Source organism: Thioalkalivibrio sp. AKL19, from assembly GCF_000420165.1.
GTDB lineage: Bacteria > Pseudomonadota > Gammaproteobacteria > Ectothiorhodospirales > Ectothiorhodospiraceae > Thioalkalivibrio.
Map to the genome: position 1 here is coordinate 53,268 of NZ_ATUK01000013.1, position 16,090 is coordinate 69,357.

Below are 16,090 nucleotides of genomic sequence, written 5' to 3' on the forward strand. Positions count from 1 at the left end.
AGGCAGGTGTCCATGAACACGATGAACATCACGATTCTCGGATCGACCGGCAGCATCGGCATGAGCACGCTCGACGTGGTCGCGCGTCAGCCCGAGCGGTTTCGCGTCCATGCGCTGACGGCGCATCGCAATGTGGAGCGAATGCGCGAGCAGTGCCTTGCGCACCGGCCCGAGGTGGCGGTCATGGTCGAGCCGCAGGCGGCCGAGTCCCTGCGCACGGCGCTGGCGGCCGCGGGTGCAGAGACCGAGGTCCGGACGGGACCGGAGGCCCTTGCGGATGTGGCTCGGGAAGCGCGGGTCGATGCGGTGATGGCGGCGATCGTCGGGGCTGCGGGGCTGCTGCCGACGCTGGCCGCGGCCGAGGCCGGCAAGCGGGTGTTGCTGGCCAACAAGGAGGCCCTGGTGATGTCCGGGGCCTTGCTGATGGATGCCGTGCGCCGTTCCGGTGCCTGCTTGCTGCCGATCGACTCCGAGCACAATGCGATCTTCCAGTGCCTGCCCAATGGCTATGTCTGTGCGGAGTCGGTGACCCCGCACGGGGCGCGCCGGATCTGGCTGACAGCATCCGGCGGCCCTTTTCGCGACCGTCCGCTGGGCAGCTTTGGCGGGATCACCCCCGACGAGGCCTGTGCCCATCCAAACTGGGACATGGGGCGCAAGATATCGGTGGACTCCGCGACGATGATGAACAAGGGCCTGGAGGTGATCGAGGCGTGCTGGCTGTTTGCGGTGCCGCCGGCGGCGATCCAGGTGGTACTGCATCCGCAGAGCATTGTGCACTCGATGGTTGCCTACGACGACGGTTCGGTCCTGGCCCAGCTCGGGAATCCGGATATGCGGACGCCGATCGCCCATGCCCTGGCCTGGCCCGAGCGCATGGAGTCGGGCGTCGAACCACTGGATCTGCTGACCATGGGCAAGCTGGAGTTCTTCGAACCGGAGGCGGCACGCTTCCCGGCGCTGGGGCTCGCCTATCGCGCGCTGGAACAGGGCGGGACCGCCACCGCCGTGCTGAATGCGGCCAATGAAGTGGCGGTAGAGGCGTTTCTGGATCAACGCCTGGCGTTCAGCGAGATTCCGGCGGTCATCGCCGCGACCCTGGACGCGATGGATGCGGAGCCGGTGGATTCGCTGGATCGGGTCCTGGGCGCCGACCGGCGGGCGCGCGAGATCGCCGGCGAACAGGTCGCGAACGCCCGGAAAGTGGTGTCATGACATTCCTGACAAGCCTGCTGGCGTTCGCGGTGGCCATCGGCGTGCTGGTGACCGTGCATGAATACGGGCACTACCTGGCGGCCCGTCTGATGGGCGTGAAGGTGCTGCGATTCTCCGTTGGCTTCGGTCGTCCGCTGTACAAGCGCCATTTCGGACGGGATCGGACCGAGTTCGTGGTCGCCGCGCTGCCGCTGGGTGGCTATGTGAAGATGCTGGACGAGCGCGAGGGGGCCGTCGCGCCGGAGGAGGTCCCGAGGGCCTTCAACCAGAAGGGGCTTGGGGCGCGTACCTTTGTGGTGTCGGCAGGACCGGCCGCGAACTTCCTGCTGGCGGTCGTTGTGTACGCGGTGATGTTCATGGTGGGCGTGGGCGGTATCAAGCCGATTCTCGGGGATGTTGCGCCGGATTCACCGGCCGCCGAGGCCGGGCTCGAGCGCGGGCAGGAGATCCTTCGGGTCGGCGATCGCGCGGTGGTGGACTGGGAACAGGCCAACCTGCGGCTGCTGGATCACGCGGTGCGTGGCGAGGCCGTAACGCTGCTGGTCCGTGATGCCGATGGCCGCGAAGTCGTGCGAGAGGTCGACCTGCGGGATCGCCAGGCGCTGCTGGGTGAGGGGCAGTTCCTCGACAAGCTGGGTCTGCAGCCCTATCGGCCCCTGCTGGAGCCGCGCATTGGTACCGTGGAGGCCGGGAGTCCCGCGGCGGCGGCCGGGCTGGAGCCGGGGGATCGCGTGCTGGCCGTGGACGGCGAGCCCGTGGCCGACTGGAACCGCTGGGTCGAAGTTGTGCGCGCGCAACCGGAGGCGGACCTTCGCGTGACGGTGGAGCGGGACGGGCGCACCCTGGAACTGCGCATGATGCCCGAGGCGGTGGAACATGACGGCGGGATGATCGGCCGGATTGGTGCGGGCGTGGATACCAATCAGGCGGCGGCCCGGGACATGGCCGTGCTGGTTCGCCAGGGGCCGGTGTCGGCGTTCGTCTCGGGCGCGCAGCGCACGTGGGACGTGTCGGTGCTGACGCTCGGGATCCTGTGGCGAATGATTACCGGGGATGCGTCGGTTAAAAATATCAGCGGACCGGTTACCATAGCCGAGTTCGCGGGGGTCTCGGCACTGATCGGGATCTCGGCGTTTCTGGGATTTCTCGGGCTGGTGAGCGTGTCGCTCGGGATCATCAACCTGCTGCCGATTCCGATGCTGGACGGTGGGCATCTGCTGTACTACGCCGCGGAGGCGGTGAAGGGTAGTCCGGTGTCGGAACGCACCCAGATTATCGGCCAGCAGGTGGGTCTGCTGGCGATCGCGGGCCTGATGACACTGGCCCTGTACAATGACCTGACACGACTGTTCGGTTAGGCGCGGGCATTCGGGAGTTTTGTTCCGGGTGCCCTCGACTGGCCTGCCGAGCGGCCTTTTTTTTGGCGGAGAGCATGGCGCGAAACAGCTTGAGAGGAATGGCCCTGGTCGGTTTGCTGGGCCTGGCGGGTACGGCCTGGGGCCAGGCCTACGAGATCGAGGACATCGAGATCGAGGGGCTTGAGCGGATCACCGCCGGGACCGCCCTCAGCTATCTGCCCGTACAGGTGGGCGATACCTTCGACGACAGTCGCAGCCCGGAGGTCATCCGCGAGCTGTTCCAGACCGGTTTCTTCGATGATGTGGAGATCGCCCGGCGTGGCGATGTGCTGGTGGTGATCGTCTCGGAACGCCCCGCCATCAACGAGATCAATTTTTCCGGCAACCGCGATATCCCCGACGAGGGTCTGCGCGAGGCCCTCAATTCCGCCGGCCTGCGCTCGGGCCGCGTGTTCAATCGGACGATGCTGGACCGGATCGAGAGCGAGCTGAGGCAGCAGTATTTCGCCCGCGGCCGCTACAACGTGCAGATCGATGTCGAGATCGTCGACCTGCCGCGCAACCGGGTAGACGTGGAGATCGACATCGCGGAAGGGCCGGTGGCGAAGATCCGCCAGGTCAACGTGGTCGGCAACGAGAGCTTCAGCACGCGCGAGCTGACCCGCGGGTTCGAGTCCGGCGTGCCGCGCTGGTGGGCCTTCTTCAGCCGCCGCGACAACTATTCGCGGGAGAAGCTCTCCGGAGACCTGGAGCAGCTGCGCTCGCATTATCTGGACCAGGGGTTTCTCGAGTTCGATATCGACTCTACCCAGGTAACACTCACGCCGGACCGCCGGGATCTGTTCATCACCATCAACGTGGACGAGGGTGAGCGCTACACCGTGACCGGTGTCGACCTCGCCGGGGAGTTCGTGATCCCGCGCGAGGAACTGGAAGAGCTGATCGAGGTGGACATCGATGCGCCGTTCTCGCGCAGCCAGGTGACCGAATCCGCCGAGCGCATCAGCGAGCGCCTGACCCGTGAAGGTTTCGCGTTCGCCAACGTGAATCCGGTTCCGGACGTGGACGAGGATAACCGCGAGGTGTCGATCACGTTCTTCGTCGACCCGGGCCCCCGCGTCTACGTGCGCAACATCCGGATCACCGGCAACCAGAACACGGAGGAACGCGTCTATCGCCGTGAGCTTCGCCAGATGGAGAGCGCCTGGTACAACGGGGCGCTGATCGAGCGTTCGCGGGTGCGCATCCAGCGGCTGCCGTTCGTGCAGAGCGTGAACGTGGAGACCGAACGGGTCGCCGGCACCGATGACGAGGTGGACCTCAATATCACGGTGACGGAACAGCAATCCGGGGCCCTGTCCCTGGGCGCTGGGTTCTCGCAGAACCAGGGCCTGCTGCTGACCGCGAGTTTGACGCAGGACAACTTCCTCGGGACCGGCAACCGCTTTTCCACGGAGGTGAGTACCAGCGACGTCAACCAGCTGTTCCGGATGAGCGTGACCAATCCGCACTTCACCCCGTCCGGAGCAAGTCGCGGTTTCTCCGTGTTCTACCGCAAGATCGATGCCGAGGAGGCCAATATCTCGCGGTATTCGTCGAACCGTTATGGATTTGACGTGACCTACGGGATCCCGCTTTCGGAGTTCGACCGAATCCAGGTACGGCCAGGCTTCGAGAACATCGAGATCGAGACGGTCGACCGGTCTGACACCCGTATCGGGACCCCGGACGAGATCATCGACGAGCTGGACGAATTCGGCGACTCCGCGAACCTCTACAAGCTGGAGACGAGCTATATTCACGACACACGGGACAGCACCACCTTCGCGTCGGAAGGGCGACGGCATCGTGTCGGTCTGGAAGTGGCGGTGCCGGGCAGCGACCGTGAGTTCTACAAGCTGACCTATTCCGGTCAGGAGATCTTCCGGCTGTCCGATCGCTATTCCTTCAGCCTGTCCGCCGGACTGGCGTATGCGGATGGTTACGGCGGCGATGAAGTCCCGTTCTACGAACGCCTGTTTGCGGGCGGCATCCGTTCCGTTCGAGGATACGAGGACAACCGTCTGGGTGACCTGCGTCCGTTGCGGGACGGACAGACCGCGACCCGGGATTCGAACGACGATCCCTATGGCGGCCGCTTCCGGACCACGTTGTCGGCGGAGCTGTTCTTCCCGATGCCGTTTGCCGCGGATAACGATGCGGTACGGATGAGCACGTTCGTGGACGCCGGCAACGTGTTCGACGAGGTCTCGGATTTCGATACCAGTGAACTGCGTGCATCGGCCGGTGTTGCGGTGACCTGGTTCTCGCCGGTGGGCCCGCTGAGCTTCAGCGTGGCAGAACCCTTCAATAACCAGCCGGGCGATGATTTGCAGCGCTTCCAGTTCCTCCTGGGGGCCAGCTTCTGAGGATGATCGGTGCAAGCGATGCAAGGGCATCGGGAGGCGGTATGAGATCCGGAGTTGCCTGGCTGGCGGCGGTGATGCTGGTGGCGAGCGGTTGGCTGGCACTGCCGGCCGTGGCCGGTGCGCAGAACGTGGCCTTTGTCACCATGAACCGCATCCTCGAGGATTCGCCCCAGGCGGAAGAGGCCATGCGCGAGCTGGAACGCGAGTTCTCCCCGCGTGATTCCGAACTGGTGGCGGAACGCGAGGAGTTGCAGCGCCTGCGGGATCGGCTGGAACGTGACGGGGACCTGATGAACCCGTCGGAACGCGCGGACCTGGAACGCGAGTTTTCGCAGCGCTCGCGCGAGTTCCGGCGTGCGCAGGAGAGCTTCAGCGAGGACCTCAACGTGCGTCGCAACGAGGAGCTGGCCAAGCTCCAGCGGCGGATCAACGATGCCATCGTCGATCTCGCCCGCGAACGCGACATCGACCTGATCCTGACCGAGCGCAACGTGCTGTATGCCAGCGACCGGATCGACATCACGGACGACATCCTTGCCGCGATGCAGCGAGACTGACGGCGGGTACTCGGCCCGCTCGCTGGCACAGGCGCTCGACGGGCGGCTTGCCGGGGACGGCGAGCGCCGCATCACCGGTCTGTCCCCGCTGGCGACCGCCGGCCCTGGAGACCTGAGCTTTGTCATCGACACCCAGCGCCAGGACGAAGCCCTGCGGGCGAGTGCCGCTGGCGTGATCCTGGTCCCGGAAAGGGCGGACGTGGAAGCCGTGCCGGGCCGCACCCTGATTCACCTGGATGATGTCTATCTGGGGTATGCCCGCGCGAGCCAATGTCTCGGCGCCATTCGGCGTGCGCGGACTGCCGGGGTCCATCCGGGGGCCTTTGTCGATCCCGCGGCGCGGGTCGCCGCGGATGCGTTTGTCGGGCCGGGAGCAGTGATCGGTGCCGGGGCATCGGTGGGGTCGGGGGTCGTCGTCGAGGCCCGGTGCGTGGTGGGCGAAGGGGTAACGATCGGGGAGGGTACCTTCCTGCATCCCGGGGTCTCGTTGCTCGCCGGGGTCGTCGTGGGGGAGCGGTGCATCCTTCACAGCGGCTGCGTGATCGGGGCCGACGGTTTCGGGTTCGCCTCCGCAGGCGCGCAGGGCTGGGAGAAGATTGAACAACTGGGTGGTGTCGAGATCGGGTCTGATGTGGAAATCGGCGCCAATACCACCATTGACCGCGGGGCGTTGCAGGCGACCCGGATTGGCACGGGTGTGAAGATCGACAACCTCGTTCATGTTGCCCATAACGTCGAGATTGGCGACCATACCGCCATTGCCGGTTGTGTCGGCATCGCGGGGAGCGCCCGGATCGGCGCGCACTGCGCGATCGGGGGCGGCGCCGGGATCCTCGGGCATCTTTCCATTGCGGATCACGTCACGATTCATGCGATGACCCTGGTCACGCGGTCCATCGACCGGTCCGGTCACTACGCCTCGGGGGTCCCGCATCAAGAGGCGCGTTTGTGGAATCGCATGCTGGCTCGATTGCGCCGTTTGGCGCGTTAGCCGGACGGGGGTGACCCCGGGAATATTCGGACCCGACCCGTGTTGTGGGGAACGGTCGCATCGAGCGTCGTATTGAACGTCCGCGCAGCGGTCCGGATGCGGCACAACAAGGATCAGAAAAAGGACACCCGCGTGGATGACTTTAACGTCCAGGAGATCATGCGCTACCTGCCGCATCGCTACCCGTTCCTCATGGTGGACCGGGTGCTGGATTGGGAGGCGGGCAGTTATCTGACGGGAATCAAGAACGTCAGCATCAACGAGCCCTATTTCCAGGGGCACTTTCCGATCAAGCCGGTCATGCCGGGTGTGCTGATCCTCGAGGCGCTGGCCCAGGCCACCGGCCTCCTGGCATTCAAGACCGAGGAGGCACGCAACGAGAACCAGGACAAGCAGCAGCTCTATTTGTTTGTGGGGATCGACGAGGCGCGCTTCCGGCGCCAGGTGGTGCCCGGCGACCAGCTCCACCTCCGGGTTGATCTCAAGCGCACGGTGCGCGGCATCTGGCGCTTCGATGCGGTGGCGAAGGTGGGCGACGATGTGTGCGCCACCGCGCAGTTGATGTGTTCCGGCCAGGAAATCCCGGCGTGATCGACCCGCGGGCCGACGTCCATCCCAGCGCCGAGATCGACAGCTCGGTGGAGATCGGGCCGTTCTCGGTCATCGGCGCCAATGTGAAGATAGGGGCGGGCACCCGGGTCGGCTCGCACGTGGTGATCAAGGGGCCGACCGAAATCGGGCGTGACAACCGGATCTTTCAGTTCTCCTCGCTCGGGGAGGAACCCCAGGACACCAGCTACCGCGGCGAACCGACCCGGCTGGTGATCGGCGACCGCAACGTGATCCGCGAGTCGGTGACGCTGCACCGGGGCACCGAGAAGGGGCTGGGCGAGACGGTGATCGGCCATGACAACCTGATCATGGCGTACGTCCATATCGCCCACGATTGCACCATTGGGAACGGGATCATCTTTTCCAATGCCACCTCGCTGGCCGGGCACGTGGAGATCCAGGACCACTCGACGCTGGGCGGCTTTACCCTGGTCCACCAGTTCTGCCGGGTGGGGACCTACGCCTTCACCAGCATGGGTGCGGCGCTCAACCGTGACCTGCCGCCGTATTGCCTGGCGAGCGGCAACTATGCGCGGTTGATCGGGATCAACAAGGTGGGTCTCAAGCGCAACGGCTTCTCCAACGAGGCCATCCAGGCGCTTCATCGGGTGTTCATCCAGGGGATGCGGGGCCGCGCCGGTCGGGAGAGCCACCTGGACACGATGTTCGAGGAGACCGATGTGCCCGAGGTGCGCAACCTGATCGGCTTCGTGCGGGGCAGTCGCCGCGGCATCCTGCGCGGTGGCCGCCCCCACTGACATTGCACCCCGACTCCCGTGTCATTGTTCCACCGAGGAAACGGAGTGCACGGAGAAGGTCGAGGTCAAGGGCGATTCACAGGAAGTTGGGAAGAGGCAAGAAATTCAGGTTCGTATGTTTCAAGGAAACGGGTCTTTTGGCCGGGCGGTGGCTGCAGCCGCAAACGGAATTGGCCATGACCGGTGTGCAATCCAGGGGATCGACGAATTCGTCATCCCGGGGCGCAAAGCGACGTGGCGGACGGCGAGGGCGCCTCGTCCTCACTGAAGATTGCCGCGCGACACTCGCAACGACGATCCCTCAAAAGCTTACAGATGCTGCCGGCCAGCCGGGGCCCCACCCGTGTACCCCCTTCCTGCCTTCCCATCTTCCTGTGAACCGCGCTTGACCTTCTCCGTGCACTCTGTGTCCTCTGTGGTGCAATCAAGAAAGCGGTGTGGTTCGTTAAGTGGCTTGATGGGTCTTGGTGGTCAGCAGATGCCCGTGGTGGAGGAGTTCCTGCGCCATTTCGGCGACTCGCCGATCCGCCCCGCCATCGCCCAGGCGTTCACGCACCTGCGCCAGGCGATCGCGCATCGCTTCCAGGGCCGCGGGGCGGTCGAGCAGGTCCGCGGCGTCGCGGGCCAGGCGCTCGGCGGTGGCATCGTGTTGCAGGTACTCGGGCACCAGGCGCTCACCGCCGACGATGTTGACCAGGGCGATGTTCTCGAGCCGGACCAGCCGGGAGAAGACGGCATGACTCAGCGCCCCCATGCGGTAGAAGACCAGCATCGGAGCCTGTAGCAGGCCGGCCTCCAGCGTCGCCGTGCCGGAGGTGATCAGCAGCAGGTCGGCACCAGCCATCAGGGAATGGGTCTCCGCGTCACCTCCTACAAACTGCACTGGAAGGTCGTCGCAGGCTGCGAGTTCGGCCAGGCGGCTGGCGGTCACGCCGGGAGCCAGCGACACCGCGAACCGCAGGTCCGGATGTGTTGCATGGAGGCGCCGGGCGGTATCCACGAGCATGGGCCAGTGGCGTTTCAGCTCGCCACTGCGGCTTCCGGGCAGGAGGCCGACCAGGCGCGTGGCGGGCGCCAGGCCCAGCGTTTCCCGAATCGGTGCTTGGGGCGGTTGAACCCGGTCGACGAGCGGGTTGCCTACATAGCGCACGGGGACGCCGGCGGTCTCGTAGACCTCGGTTTCGAACGGGAACAGGACCGCCATCGCGTCGATCGACTGGCGAATCCGCTTGATGCGTCCCGCACGCCAGGCCCACAGCTGCGGACTGACATAAAACAGTACCCGAATGCCCAGACGTCGGGCATGGGCCGCCAGACGCAGGTTGAATTCGACGTAGTCGACCAGCACCAGCAAGTCCGGGCGCGTGGTCTCCAGATGCCGGGTCATGCGTCGGTAAAGCCCGCGCAGGCGTGGATAGTTGACCAGCACGTCGACCAGGCCCACCACGGCCAGTTCGGATACATCGATCAACGTGTCGACACCGGCGGCGCGCATCTGGGTCCCGCCCATACCCGAGTAGCGCAGTCCGGGTTCCAGCGCGGAGAGCTCGTGGACCAGCCCGGCCCCAAGGGCGTCCCCGGAGCTTTCGCCGGCGCAGACCACCACATGCTGCGTCATTGCCGGCGCCGGGCTCCGGTAGGCGCGTGGCGGGGTGGGGTCATGCGAGCGCTTCGCGGATCTTCCCGCAGATCATGTCGACGGTGGCGTCCTCGAGTTCCGGGAACACCGGCAGGGACAGACAGCGCGCGGCGACGTCTTCGGTCACGGGCAGTGAGTCCGGCCGGTTGGCAAGGTCGGCGAAGGCCTTCTGTTGGTGCAGGGGTACCGGGTAGTAGATCGCGCAGGCCACGTCAGCGGCCTTGAGGGCCTCCATGATCGCGTCGCGGTGATCGGTCAGCAGCGTGTACTGGTGATACACGTGGGTCCCGATGCCATCCTCGAACGGCACCTCCACCGGCAGCCCGGCCAGGCCATCGCGGTAGCGCGCCGCCACCCGGCGGCGCTCGGCGTTATAGGTATCGATGTGCGGCAGCTTCACCCGCAGGATCGCGGCCTGCATCTCGTCCAGCCGGCTGTTGTAGCCGATCTCGTCGTGGTAGTAGCGCTCGCTGGAGCCGTGGTTGCGCAGACGGCGCAGGGCCTCGGCGGAGGACGGGCAGCTGGTGGTAACCAGACCGCCGTCGCCGAAGGCCCCGAGGTTCTTGCTGGGGAAGAACGAGAAGCAGCCAAATGCGTGGGCGGCGCCGGTCTGCACGCCATCGACCGTCGCGCCGAAGGATTGCGCGCAGTCCTCGACAATCATCACCTTGTGCTTTTCCGCGATGGCCTGGAGCCGCGGCATATCCGCCGGCTGGCCGAACAGGTGGACCGGCAGGATCGCGCGGGTGCGCTCGGTGATCGCGGCCTCGACCTGGTCCGGGTCGATGTTGAAGGTCCGCGGGTCGATGTCCACGAATACCGGGTCGGCCCCGACATAGCGGATGGCCTCGGCGGTGGCGATGAAGGTGAACGGGGTGGTGATAACCTCGTCACCCGGGCCGATTCCGGCCGCGGCCAGGGCCAGGTGCAGGGCATCGGTGCCGGAGGCGCAGGTGATCGCGTGCTCGACGCCCAGATACTTGGCCAGCTCCTGTTCCAGGGCCTGCACGTTGGGGCCCAGGATGAAGCGGGCGCCCGTCAGCACCTCCTGTAGGGCGGCATCGATTTCGGGGCGCAGGCTCTGGTACTGGCGCTGCAGGTCGACCATCGGGATCACGGCTTGACTCCTTCGAGGTGGCTGTGCGGGCCGTCGGCCCGGCTCATGATGTTCAGGTTCTCGTAGACCAGGTCGGTGATGCGGCTGGCCGTTTCCAGGGCCCGCTGGCCGTCGCGGCCGCTGACCACCACCGGGCCCTGACCGCGCACGGCGGCCACGAAGGCCTGGATCTCGGCCAGCAGGGCGTCGGCTTCGTCGAACACGCTCTCTTCGCGGTGGATGGCCGGGGCGCCGGTCTCGGGGTCCGGCTCGCCGATGTGGTTCAGCGACAGGATGCGGTTCTGAAAGTCCACCGAGGCATAGGCATGCGACTGGAAGATGCGCATGCGGCGCTCGGACTTGGTGCTGATGCGGCTGGAGGTCACGTTGGCCACACAGCCGTTCGCGAACTCGAGGCGGGCGTTGGCGATGTCGATGTCGCCGGTCAGCACGCGGGCGCCGGAGGCACGGATCTCGGTCAGAGGCGCGTCCACCAGCGACAGGATGATGTCGATGTCGTGGATCATCAGGTCGAGGACGACCGACACATCGGTGGCGCGCGGCTTGTAGGGCGCCAGGCGGTGCGATTCGATGAATCGCGGGTGCAGCGGGCTCTCGGTGAGCCGGCGCAGCGCCGCGTTAAAGCGTTCCAGGTGCCCGACCTGCAGGACCACGCCCTGTTGCTCGGCGATCTGGTTGAGGGCCTCGGCCTGGTCCAGGGTCGCGGTGATCGGCTTTTCCACCAGCACGTGGCAGCCGGCCTCGAGGAAGTCCCGGGCGATGTCGTAGTGCAGGGTGGTGGGGGCGGCGATGGAGACCGCATCGACCTGCCCGATCAGGGCGCGATGATCGGTCTCCGCCCGGCAGCCGTGTTCGGCGGCGATGCGGTTGGCGGTTTCGGAATCGGCATCGACCACGGCGACCAGCTCGGTGTCCGGCAGGGCGGCGTATTTGGCGGCATGCCATTTGCCAAGGTGGCCCACGCCGATGGCGGCGCAGCGTAACGGGGTTTGGGACATGGGTAGGCTCGGATCCGGAGGGGGTGTGCTAGGATTTTCGGCGCTATTGTAACGGATCCCCGGCGCGGCGCATGGTTGCGTCCGGGCGATTTCCCGCAGTTCACCGTGGTGGAGACTCCATGACAGAGGCAGCGCAGCGCCATGTCGCCGGCGTGGACGAGGTGGGGCGCGGGCCGCTGGCCGGGCCGGTGGTCGCCGCAGCCGTCATCCTGCCGGAGGGCTACGCCTGCCCCGGGCTGACCGATTCCAAGAAGCTCGGGGCGAAACGCCGGGAGGCGCTGGACGCGCAGATCCGCGCGGAGGCCCTGGCGTGGTCGCTGGGTCGGGCCGAGGCATCGGAGATCGACGCGCTCAACATCCATCATGCGACGCTGCTGGCCATGCAACGCGCGGTCGCGGGCCTGTCCATCGCGCCGGCGCACCTCGTGGTCGACGGTCGCTTTACCCCCGACGGGCCCTGGACGGCCGAGGCCATCGTGGGCGGGGATGGCTCGGTCCCGGCCATCAGCGCGGCCTCGATCATCGCGAAGGTCGCCCGCGATGGCTGGTTGGACGACCTGCACGCGGAGTACCCCGATTACGGCTTTGACCGTCACGCCGGTTATCCCACCGCGGCCCACCGGGCGGCGCTGGAAACACTGGGGCCGTGTCCGCAGCACCGGCGCAGCTTCGGGCCCGTCGCCCGCGCCCTGGCGGCGCGGGAACAGGGGGATGGGACATGAGTGGAGATCGTCCCGGCTTCGTGCATCTGCGGGTGCATTCGGAATATTCCCTGATCGATGGCCTGGTCCGCCTGAAGCCGCTGGTGAATGCGGTGGTCGAGGGCGGGATGCCGGCGGTCGCGGTGACCGACCACTGCAACCTGTTCGGGCTGGTGAAGTTCTACCGTGCCGCGATTGGGCAGGGCGTGCAGCCGATCATCGGGGCGGACGTGCTGGTGCGCGATGCGCGCGCCGACGGCAGCCTGGCGCGCATGACCCTGCTGGCGCAGAACGACCCGGGCTACCGCAACCTGACCCGGCTGATCTCCCGGGCCTGGCAGGAAGGCCAGGAGAAGGGTATCCCGCGGGTGGACTGCGCCTGGCTGGACGCGGCGGCCGAGGGCCTCATCGCGCTGTCGGGGGGTATCGACGGGCTGTTCGTGAATGGTTCGGGGACGGCTCGGGCCCTCCTGCCCGAAGACCTGGAACCGTGGATGCAGCGTTTCCCGGGGCGTTTCTATCTCGAGCTGGTGCGTAGCGATCGTCCGGGCGAGGAGGCCTGGATCGAGCAGGCCCTGGCCGCGGCCGAAGCCTTTGACCTGCCGGTGGTGGCGACCAACGATGTTCGCTTCCTGCGGCCCGAGGATTTCGAGGCCCACGAGGCCCGCGTCTGTATCCACGATGGCGTGACCCTTGATGACCCGCGCCGCCCGCGCCGCTACTCGGAGGCCCAGTACCTGCGTTCGCCCGAGGAGATGGGCGAACTGTTCGCGGACATCCCCGAGGCCCTGGCGAACAGCGTGGCGATCGCGCGGCGCTGTGCCGTGAGCCTGACCCTGGGCGAATCGGTGCTGCCGGACTTCCCGGTGCCCGAGGGCTATACGGTGGAGGACCACCTGCGGGAGACCTCCGCGAAGGGGCTGGCCGCCCGCCTGGAGCGTTTCTGCTTTGCGCCGCAGGAAGATTACCAGGCGCGGTTGCAGCGCGAGCTGGACGTGATCTGCCAGATGGGCTTCCCCGGGTACTTCCTGATCGTGGCGGACTTCATCCAGTGGGCCAAGGACAACGGGATCCCGGTGGGGCCGGGGCGTGGCTCCGGCGCGGGTTCTCTGGTCGCCTATGCGCTTGGAATTACCGATCTGGATCCATTGCGTTACGAACTTTTGTTCGAGCGATTTCTGAATCCTGAGCGCGTCTCCATGCCCGACTTCGATGTCGACTTCTGCATGGAGAAACGCGACGACGTGATCGACTACGTCGCCGAGCGCTACGGGCGCGACAAGGTCTCGCAGATCATCACCCACGGGACCATGGCGGCGAAGGCGGTCGTGCGCGATGTCGGGCGCGTGCTCGGGCACGGCTACGGTTTCGTCGACCGCATTGCCAAGCTGATCCCGTTCGAGCTGGGCATGACGCTGCAGAAGGCCCTGACCGAGAGCGAGGACCTGAAGGCCCTGTATGACGAGGACGAGGAGGTCCGCGCGATCATCGACCTCGCGCAGAAACTCGAGGGCCTGACCCGCAACGCCGGCAAGCATGCGGGCGGGGTGGTGATCGCGCCGTCCGCACTGACGGATTTCTCGCCGCTGTACTGCGAAGACGACGGTGGTTCCTTGGTGACCCACTTCGACAAGGACGACGTCGAGGCGGTCGGCCTGGTGAAGTTCGACTTCCTGGGCCTGCGCACGCTCACCATCATCGACTGGGCGGTGGATAACGTCCGCAAGATGGATGCCTCGGTGCAGGTCGATCTCGATGCGATCCCGCTGGATGACCCCGAGACCTTCCGCCTGCTGAAGGACTACCAGACCACCGCCGTGTTCCAGCTGGAATCCGGCGGCATGAAGGACCTGATCCGCCGCCTGCAGCCGGACAGCTTCGAAGAGATCATCGCGCTGGTGGCGCTCTACCGCCCGGGTCCGTTGCAGTCCGGCATGGTGGACGACTTCATCGACCGCAAGCACGGGCGCGCCCAGGTGGAGTACCCGCACCCGGACCTGGAGCCCATCCTGCAGCCGACCTACGGCGTCATCCTGTACCAGGAGCAGGTGATGCAGATCGCCCAGGTGCTGGGCAACTACACCCTGGGTGGTGCGGATCTGTTGCGCCGCGCGATGGGCAAGAAGAAGCCCGAGGAGATGGCCAAGCAGCGCGAGATCTTCCTGGAGGGCGCGCTGGGGCGCGGGGTCGACGAAGGGGTTGCGACCTACATCTTCGACCTGATGGAGAAATTCGCCGGCTACGGCTTCAACAAGTCGCACTCCGCGGCCTATGCCCTGGTCGCCTATCAGACGGCCTGGCTCAAGGCGCATTATCCGGCGCCGTTCATGGCCGCGGTGCTGTCCGCCGACATGGACAACACCGACAAGGTTGTCGGGCTGATCGAGGAATGCCGGAACATGGGCCTGGAGGTCCTGCCCCCGGACGTCAATCAGTCCGACTACCGCTTCACCTGTCGCGATGCGCAGACGGTCGTCTATGGCCTGGGCGCGATCAAGGGCGTGGGCGAGTCCGCGATCGACACGCTGCTGAAGGCGCGTGGCGAGGGCGGCGACTTCCACGGGCTGGTGGACCTGTGCCAGCGCGTGGATCTCGGCAAGCTGAACAAGCGCGTGCTGGAGACGCTGGTGCGAGCCGGGGCCATGGACGGACTGGGCGCCAATCGCGCGACGCTGCTAAACGACATCCCCATGGCGGTCGCGGCGGCTGAGCAGACCGAGCGCAATGCCAGCCTGGGCGTGGTGGACCTGTTCGGAGACCCCGCCGCGGCCGTCATCCCGGAAAGCGTGACCCTCGAGGAGATGGAGGACGACGAGCGGCTGCGCGGCGAGAAGGACACCCTGGGTCTTTACCTGACCGGTCACCCGGTAGAGCGCTACCGGGACGAGCTGTTGCGGCTGACCGGAACGACACTGCAGGCGCTGGAGGCGAAGCTGGAGGATCGGCCGGACGAACCGCAGGGGCAGAAGTGGCGCGGCAAGCAGGAAACCGTCCGCATTGCCGGCCTGATCGTCGGGGTTCGGGTGCGCAACACCCAGAGCGGGCGCATGGGCATCGTGACCCTGGACGACCGCAGCGGGCGTGCCGAAGTCGTGCTGTTCAACGACGACTTCACCCGCTACAAGGATCGCCTGGAGCCGGATGCCCTGCTGGTGGCGGAGGGCACGGTCACGCTGGATGACTACGCCGGGGGTATCCGGATGCGCGCCCGGGACGTGTACAGCCTGGACGAGGCGCGGGCACAGTGGGCGCGCGCGCTGCACTTGTGCCTGGAGGGTGTGGTGCCCGAGCAGGTCGCCCATCTGCGCGGCCTGATGGAGGCGCATCGCGAAGGGACTTGCCGGGTGCACATGTGCTACCGGCGGGACGGGCTGGAGGCCGATATCAGTCTGCCGGAGGGCTGGACGATCCAGCCGGACGAACGGCTGTTGCGAGGCATCCAGCAATCCCTGGGGCCGGATTGCGAGGCCCAGGTGCTGTACGGACGGTAAGGAGGCCGGGAGATTCCGTCCGCGAACGGGAGCGGGGATTGCCGCGATTGGTTACAATTCGCGTCTCTTGGGAAACACTGATCCATGTGCACGTTCGCGTTGGTGTGCCCTATGTTCCGAGACAAGGCGCGGTGCGCCGCCGGTAGTGGTTCTACCGGCAAGTGCGGCAACGCAGGATCGAGAGCACGGGACACCAACCCCCGCAAGTCATTGAAAGCCGGGGGTCGGCCGCAAGGCAGCCCGCG

At 66.4% G+C, this 16,090-nt stretch carries 12 protein-coding genes; 9 read left to right on the forward strand and 3 right to left on the reverse strand.

The features are described 5' to 3' along the window. Window positions 1-12: 12 nt before the first annotated feature. The 7 genes from ispC to lpxA all read left to right on the forward strand — a co-directional run bounded on the left by ispC (window position 13) and on the right by lpxA (window position 7,899). A complete protein-coding gene (gene ispC, locus F817_RS0108520; protein ID WP_024327247.1) occupies window positions 13-1,215 on the forward strand; it encodes a 1-deoxy-D-xylulose-5-phosphate reductoisomerase in 1,203 nt (400 codons plus the stop codon). After that, complete coding sequence (gene rseP / locus F817_RS0108525) at window positions 1,212-2,573, forward strand: RIP metalloprotease RseP (RefSeq protein WP_024327248.1); 1,362 nt, start codon at window positions 1,212-1,214, stop codon at window positions 2,571-2,573. Before ispC ends, rseP begins: the two co-directional genes overlap by 4 nt. 74 nt (window positions 2,574-2,647) lie before the next feature. Continuing rightward, a complete protein-coding gene (bamA, locus tag F817_RS0108530; protein ID WP_369774207.1) occupies window positions 2,648-4,981 on the forward strand; it encodes an outer membrane protein assembly factor BamA in 2,334 nt (777 codons plus the stop codon). 41 nt (window positions 4,982-5,022) lie between these two features. Beyond that, a complete protein-coding gene (locus F817_RS0108535; RefSeq protein ID WP_024327250.1) occupies window positions 5,023-5,538 on the forward strand; it encodes an OmpH family outer membrane protein in 516 nt (171 codons plus the stop codon). Continuing rightward, on the forward strand, window positions 5,516-6,529 hold the full coding sequence (gene lpxD, locus F817_RS0108540) for a UDP-3-O-(3-hydroxymyristoyl)glucosamine N-acyltransferase (protein ID WP_024327251.1): 1,014 nt from the start codon (window positions 5,516-5,518) through the stop codon (window positions 6,527-6,529). The genes F817_RS0108535 and lpxD overlap by 23 nt, the downstream gene beginning before the upstream one ends. Before the next feature lie 96 nt (window positions 6,530-6,625). Beyond that, window positions 6,626-7,120, forward strand: a complete 495-nt coding sequence (gene fabZ / locus F817_RS0108545; RefSeq protein ID WP_196801209.1) for a 3-hydroxyacyl-ACP dehydratase FabZ — start codon at window positions 6,626-6,628, stop codon at window positions 7,118-7,120. Then, entirely contained in the window at window positions 7,117-7,899 is a 783-nt protein-coding gene (gene lpxA / locus F817_RS0108550) for an acyl-ACP--UDP-N-acetylglucosamine O-acyltransferase (RefSeq protein WP_024327253.1), read from the forward strand. Before fabZ ends, lpxA begins: the two co-directional genes overlap by 4 nt. A 445-nt stretch (window positions 7,900-8,344) precedes the next feature. Here the strand turns inward: lpxA and lpxB are convergent, their stop codons facing one another. The 3 genes from lpxB to F817_RS0108565 are packed head-to-tail and all read right to left on the reverse strand — an operon-like array spanning window position 8,345 to window position 11,653. Beyond that, window positions 8,345-9,517, reverse strand: coding sequence for a lipid-A-disaccharide synthase (gene lpxB, locus F817_RS0108555; protein WP_024327254.1), 1,173 nt, complete (start codon window positions 9,515-9,517; stop codon window positions 8,345-8,347). Between the two features lie 40 nt (window positions 9,518-9,557). Then, a complete protein-coding gene (locus tag F817_RS0108560) occupies window positions 9,558-10,655 on the reverse strand; it encodes a DegT/DnrJ/EryC1/StrS aminotransferase family protein (RefSeq protein WP_024327255.1) in 1,098 nt (365 codons plus the stop codon). Then, window positions 10,652-11,653 carry a Gfo/Idh/MocA family protein gene (locus F817_RS0108565; protein ID WP_024327256.1) on the reverse strand — a complete coding sequence of 334 codons (1,002 nt, stop codon included), beginning with the start codon at window positions 11,651-11,653 and terminating at the stop codon, window positions 10,652-10,654. The genes F817_RS0108560 and F817_RS0108565 overlap by 4 nt, the downstream gene beginning before the upstream one ends. Window positions 11,654-11,772: 119 nt before the next feature. Between F817_RS0108565 and rnhB the strand changes: the two genes are divergently transcribed. Both rnhB and dnaE read left to right on the forward strand, forming a co-directional pair. Further along, a complete protein-coding gene (gene rnhB, locus F817_RS0108570; RefSeq protein ID WP_024327257.1) occupies window positions 11,773-12,375 on the forward strand; it encodes a ribonuclease HII in 603 nt (200 codons plus the stop codon). Next, window positions 12,372-15,845 carry a DNA polymerase III subunit alpha gene (dnaE, locus tag F817_RS0108575; RefSeq protein WP_024327258.1) on the forward strand — a complete coding sequence of 1,158 codons (3,474 nt, stop codon included), beginning with the start codon at window positions 12,372-12,374 and terminating at the stop codon, window positions 15,843-15,845. The genes rnhB and dnaE overlap by 4 nt, the downstream gene beginning before the upstream one ends. Window positions 15,846-16,090: the final 245 nt, after the last annotated feature.